4 protein-coding genes are annotated in these 4,169 nt (G+C 69.7%); 2 read left to right on the top strand and 2 right to left on the bottom strand.

Translation table 11 applies throughout. From position 1 onward, the window contains the following. Positions 1-230: 230 nt before the first annotated feature. Together AB0M20_RS30035 and AB0M20_RS30030 are read left to right on the top strand one after the other, a co-directional pair. Positions 231-827, top strand: coding sequence for a hypothetical protein (locus tag AB0M20_RS30035; RefSeq protein ID WP_364303684.1), 597 nt, complete (start codon positions 231-233; stop codon positions 825-827). Next, positions 811-1,101, top strand: coding sequence for a hypothetical protein (locus tag AB0M20_RS30030; RefSeq protein WP_364303683.1), 291 nt, complete (start codon positions 811-813; stop codon positions 1,099-1,101). Before AB0M20_RS30035 ends, AB0M20_RS30030 begins: the two co-directional genes overlap by 17 nt. Here AB0M20_RS30030 and AB0M20_RS30025 read toward each other — a convergent pair. Together AB0M20_RS30025 and AB0M20_RS30020 are read right to left on the bottom strand one after the other, a co-directional pair. Continuing rightward, on the bottom strand, positions 1,085-3,169 hold the full coding sequence (locus tag AB0M20_RS30025; RefSeq protein ID WP_364303685.1) for a heavy metal translocating P-type ATPase: 2,085 nt from the start codon (positions 3,167-3,169) through the stop codon (positions 1,085-1,087). The two genes, AB0M20_RS30030 and AB0M20_RS30025, sit on opposite strands and share 17 nt — an antisense overlap. Positions 3,170-3,752: 583 nt before the next feature. Next, positions 3,753-3,980, bottom strand: coding sequence for a DUF397 domain-containing protein (locus tag AB0M20_RS30020; protein WP_364303682.1), 228 nt, complete (start codon positions 3,978-3,980; stop codon positions 3,753-3,755). Positions 3,981-4,169 lie beyond the last annotated feature (189 nt).

The raw sequence follows: 4,169 nt of genomic DNA, 5'->3' as shown, positions 1-4,169 counted from the left end.
CGGCATCACCGCTGCACTGGCCGTGTTCGCGTACCTGCGCATGCCGGCCACCCGCGCCGACGGCGCCGCCATGCACATGCACCACTGACACTGTCATACAGGCCACCCGCTCTTGTACCCCCGGGGGTAGGGGTATAGGGGTCAGACGCCGTCGCGGCGGCCGTCGACGAGGCCGGCTACGAGCTGGCGAGGTAGCCGTGAACACCCCAGCACGACTGGGTGTCTTTGGCTTGGGGCTGGCGGTGGTCTTCACCGCCGCCCTGAGTCTGGGGCGCGCCGTGGGACCGGATCCGGCATCCGCCGCTACCCATGCCGAGCACAGCGACGACACCGGCCCGACCGCCACCGAGCAGCGGCTGCCGGCCAGCCTGCAGGTTAGTGAGGACGGCTACCGGCTGCTACCGCCGACCGGCGAGCTGTCGACCGGTGACCCGCAGCCGTTCCAGTTCCGCGTCGCCGGCCTCGACGGCACCCCGGTCACCGCCTACACCACCAGCCATGACAAGGATCTGCACCTGATCGTGGTACGTCGCGACCTGTCCGGCTTCCAGCACCTGCACCCGAGCCTGGCAGCCGACGGCACCTGGTCGACTCCGTTTGCCGTCGCCGCTTCACGTCAATACCGCGTCTTCGCCGACTTCCAGCCCGCTGGACACGAGGGTCTGACTCTTGGTGTGGACATTCCGGCCCTGGGCGACAATCGGCCCCGGCCGCTGCCGCCGGCCGGCACCACGACCACGTTCGACGGCTACACCGTCACCCGTTGGCGGCACGCTGCAGCCTGGCGCCCCGTCGCAGCTGACGCTGTCGGTGAGCAAGGACGGTAAGCCGGTCACCGACCTGCAGCCCTACCTCGGCGCATACGGTCACCTTGTCGCCCTGCGCCACGGTGACCTGGCCTACCTGCACGTGCACCCCGACGGAACGCCTGGCGACGGACGGACCGCGGCCGGACCGGGGATCATCTTCCATGCCGACGTGCCGTCGGCCGGCGCCTACCGGCTGTACCTGGACTTCCAGCACGCCGGAAGGTGCGCCCCGAAGAGTTCACCGCAATCGCGGGCGCCGCCGCTCCGGCTCGCTACTACGGCTCGGGTGTGAGCCGTACGCGGCGCAGTAGTTGGGCGTTGAGCGCCACGACGATGGTGGAGGCGGACATGAGCACCGCGCCGATCGCCGGGCTCAGTGAAATGCCGGCCCAAGCGAGCACACCGGCGGCGAGGGGAATAGCGACGACGTTGTAGCCGGCGGCCCACGCCAGGTTCTGGATCATCTTGCGGTACGTGGCCCGGGAGAGCCGGATGACGCCGGTGACGCCGCGGGGATCGGACGACGCGAGGATCACTCCGGCGGACTCGATTGCCACGTCGGTGCCGGCGCCGATGGCGAGGCCGACGTCGGCGCGGGCGATCGCCGGTGCGTCGTTGACGCCGTCGCCCACCATCGCGACCGTCAGGCCACGACTCTGGAGATCGGCAACCGCGTGGTCCTTGTCGGCGGGCAGTACCTCGGCGAAAACCTCGTCGGTGCCGGCGACGAAACCGAGGTTCGCCGCGACCGCCTCGGCGACGGGACGAGCATCTCCGGTGATCATGACGATCTTCTTCACGCCCTGCTCGCGCAGTTGCGTGATGGCCTCCCGTGCTTCCGGTCGGACCTCGTCCTCCAGCGCGAGCGCCCCGAGGATCTCCGGTTTGTCGGAGATCCGGATCAGATGCAAGACCGCGGCGCCGCGCCGGGACCAGCCGTCGGCTTCCTCGACGAGGCCGGCCGGCACCGTGGCGCCGAGTTCGCGCAGCAATGACGGTCCGCCGACCGCGTAGGTGACCCCGTCCACTGTCGCCTGGACCCCGCGGCCGGTGAGCGAGCGGAAGTCGCGGGCGGTCGCGTGCAGGCCGCGATCGTGAGCGACGGCGACGATAGCGCGGGCGAGGGGATGCTCGCTGTCGGCCTCGACCGCCGCGGCGATGCGCAAGACGTCGTCCTCGCTGTTTGGCGAGGTGGCGGCGACGCCGGTGACCGTGTGTGCGCCCTTGGTCAGGGTGCCGGTCTTGTCGAAGAGCACCGCGTCGACCGTACGCATGCGCTCCAGGGCGAGGCGGTCCCTGACGAGGATGCCGGCCTTGGCCGACACAGCCGTGGACAGCGCGATCACCAGCGGAATGGCAAGGCCGAGCGCGTGGGGGCAGGCAATGACCAGCACGGTCACGGTGCGAATCACCGATTGGTTGATGTCGCCGAGTGCCCACCATGCGACGAAGGTGATCACGGCGGCGGCGGCGGCGATGTAGAACAACATCGCGGCGAACCGGTCGGCCAGGACCTGAGCTCGGCCACTGGACGCCTGCGCCTGGGCCACCAGGCGGCCGATGCCGGCCAGTGCCGTGTTCTCGCCGACCGCGTCGACACGGACCCGGATGGCGGAGTCGGTGGCGACGGTGCCGGCGACGACCCGGTCGCCGGCGGCGCGGGACACGGGCCGCGACTCGCCGGTGATCATGGACTCGTCGATCTCGGCGGCGCCGTCGACGATGCGCCCGTCTGCGGGAACGCGTCCGCCGGAGCGAACGAGGACGGTGTCGCCGACCCCCAAGTCGGCCACCGGTACCTGCTCGATGGTGCCATCGCCGGCGATGCGGTCGGCGTCGTCGGGCAACAACGCCGCCAGGGCAGCAAGGGCACCCTGCGCTTGCCCGATAGCCTTCATCTCCTGCCAGTGCCCGAGCAGCATGATCGTGACCAGGGCAGCCAGTTCCCACCAGAAGTCAAGGTCAAAAACACCGAAGCTGGTAAGCAGCGAGGCTGCGTAGGCGACGGTGATCGCCATCGAGATCAACAGCATCATGCCGGGGGCGCGGTCGCGCACCTCGCGGACGGCGCCGACGAGGAACGGCCAACCGCCGTAGAAGAAGACGAAGGTGCCGAGGGCCGGCCCGACCCATCGGATGCCGGGGAAGTCCAGTGTGTAACCGAACCAGTCCATCACCATGTGGCTGGTCAGCACGATCGGCACGGTCAGCGCCAGGCTGAGCCAGAACTTCCGCCGGAACGCCTCCGGATCATGACCGGCGTGCTTGTCATGACCGCCGTGCTGGCCATGACCGCCTGGCGCGTCATGATCGGCGTGCGGGACGGCCGGCGAACCGTGGGCTGCATGGGCGTCGTGCATCACGGCGGTTGCCAGGGCTGCGCTCGGAGCTTCACGGCTGGTAACTGCCGGCTTCCCGTGGTCATACGCGCGATCTTCAGAAACGTGCGCGTCGTGGCTGGCGTCGCTGTGTCGCATGATCGGCACCTCCGTCCTTAACCTATACCCCCTGGGGGTACCTGGCAAGTGTCCCTCGTCACTAGGACTCGGCTCTGACGCTGTACCAACGGCCTGTCTAAACGCTGTCGGAATGGGTGCGAGGGCGCTGCTGGCTCAGTCGTCGCCGGGCGCCCTGGAGCGTGCATCGTGAACCCCGCCCCGAGCCCGCGCCACGCTGCGAGCCCGAGCCGGGCGCGCAGCCGCCGGCCAGCGGGCGAAGGGAACGGCAAGGCGGCGCTTATCCCCGCGACTGACAAGGCAGAGCGGATCGGGATGCCCGTCGGCGGCTCGGCGCGAGGACCAGCCAGGCGGAGGTTGGTCGGTGCGCGGGGTGTTCGGCCAGCACGGTGAGCCGATTCGAAGACCCGCCGAAGCGGCTGCTTGAAGTACCTTGATCAAGCGGCGCAGCGGGGACCTCTACTCCTCGCTGCGCCGCCGTTTGTCGTCAGATCAGGTGGTCGAACTCGCCGGCCTTCGCGCCTCGCACGAACGCGCCAATCTCCTCGCGGGAGAAGCGCAGCGCGCCCAGGCCGGGGGCCTTCGAGTGCCGAACAGCGACGTCGCCCTCGACGGCGGCCAGCTCAACGCAGTGCCCGGCAGCGCCGGAGAAACTGCTCTTGACGAACTCGGCGTCGGCCGGCATCTCGGCGGCCTCGATGAAGTGCTTATGCATGGTGCTCTCCTTGATCAGGTCTGCGAATGACGGGCCGGGGTGTGCTGGGCGAGGGGCGGGCCGCGCGGCCAGGCCGCCGGGCTCATTCGCCGACCCACTCCAACTCGGCACCGCGCAGCTCAGCGCAGTCCTGGGCGGACGACGACGAGTACATCGCCGTGCTTGGTCCGGGCCAGGACACTGAGAACG

The organism is Actinoplanes sp. NPDC051633 (genome assembly GCF_040681735.1).
Classification (GTDB): Bacteria; Actinomycetota; Actinomycetes; order Mycobacteriales; family Micromonosporaceae; genus Actinoplanes.
This window is presented reverse-complemented; position numbering and strand designations above follow the sequence as displayed.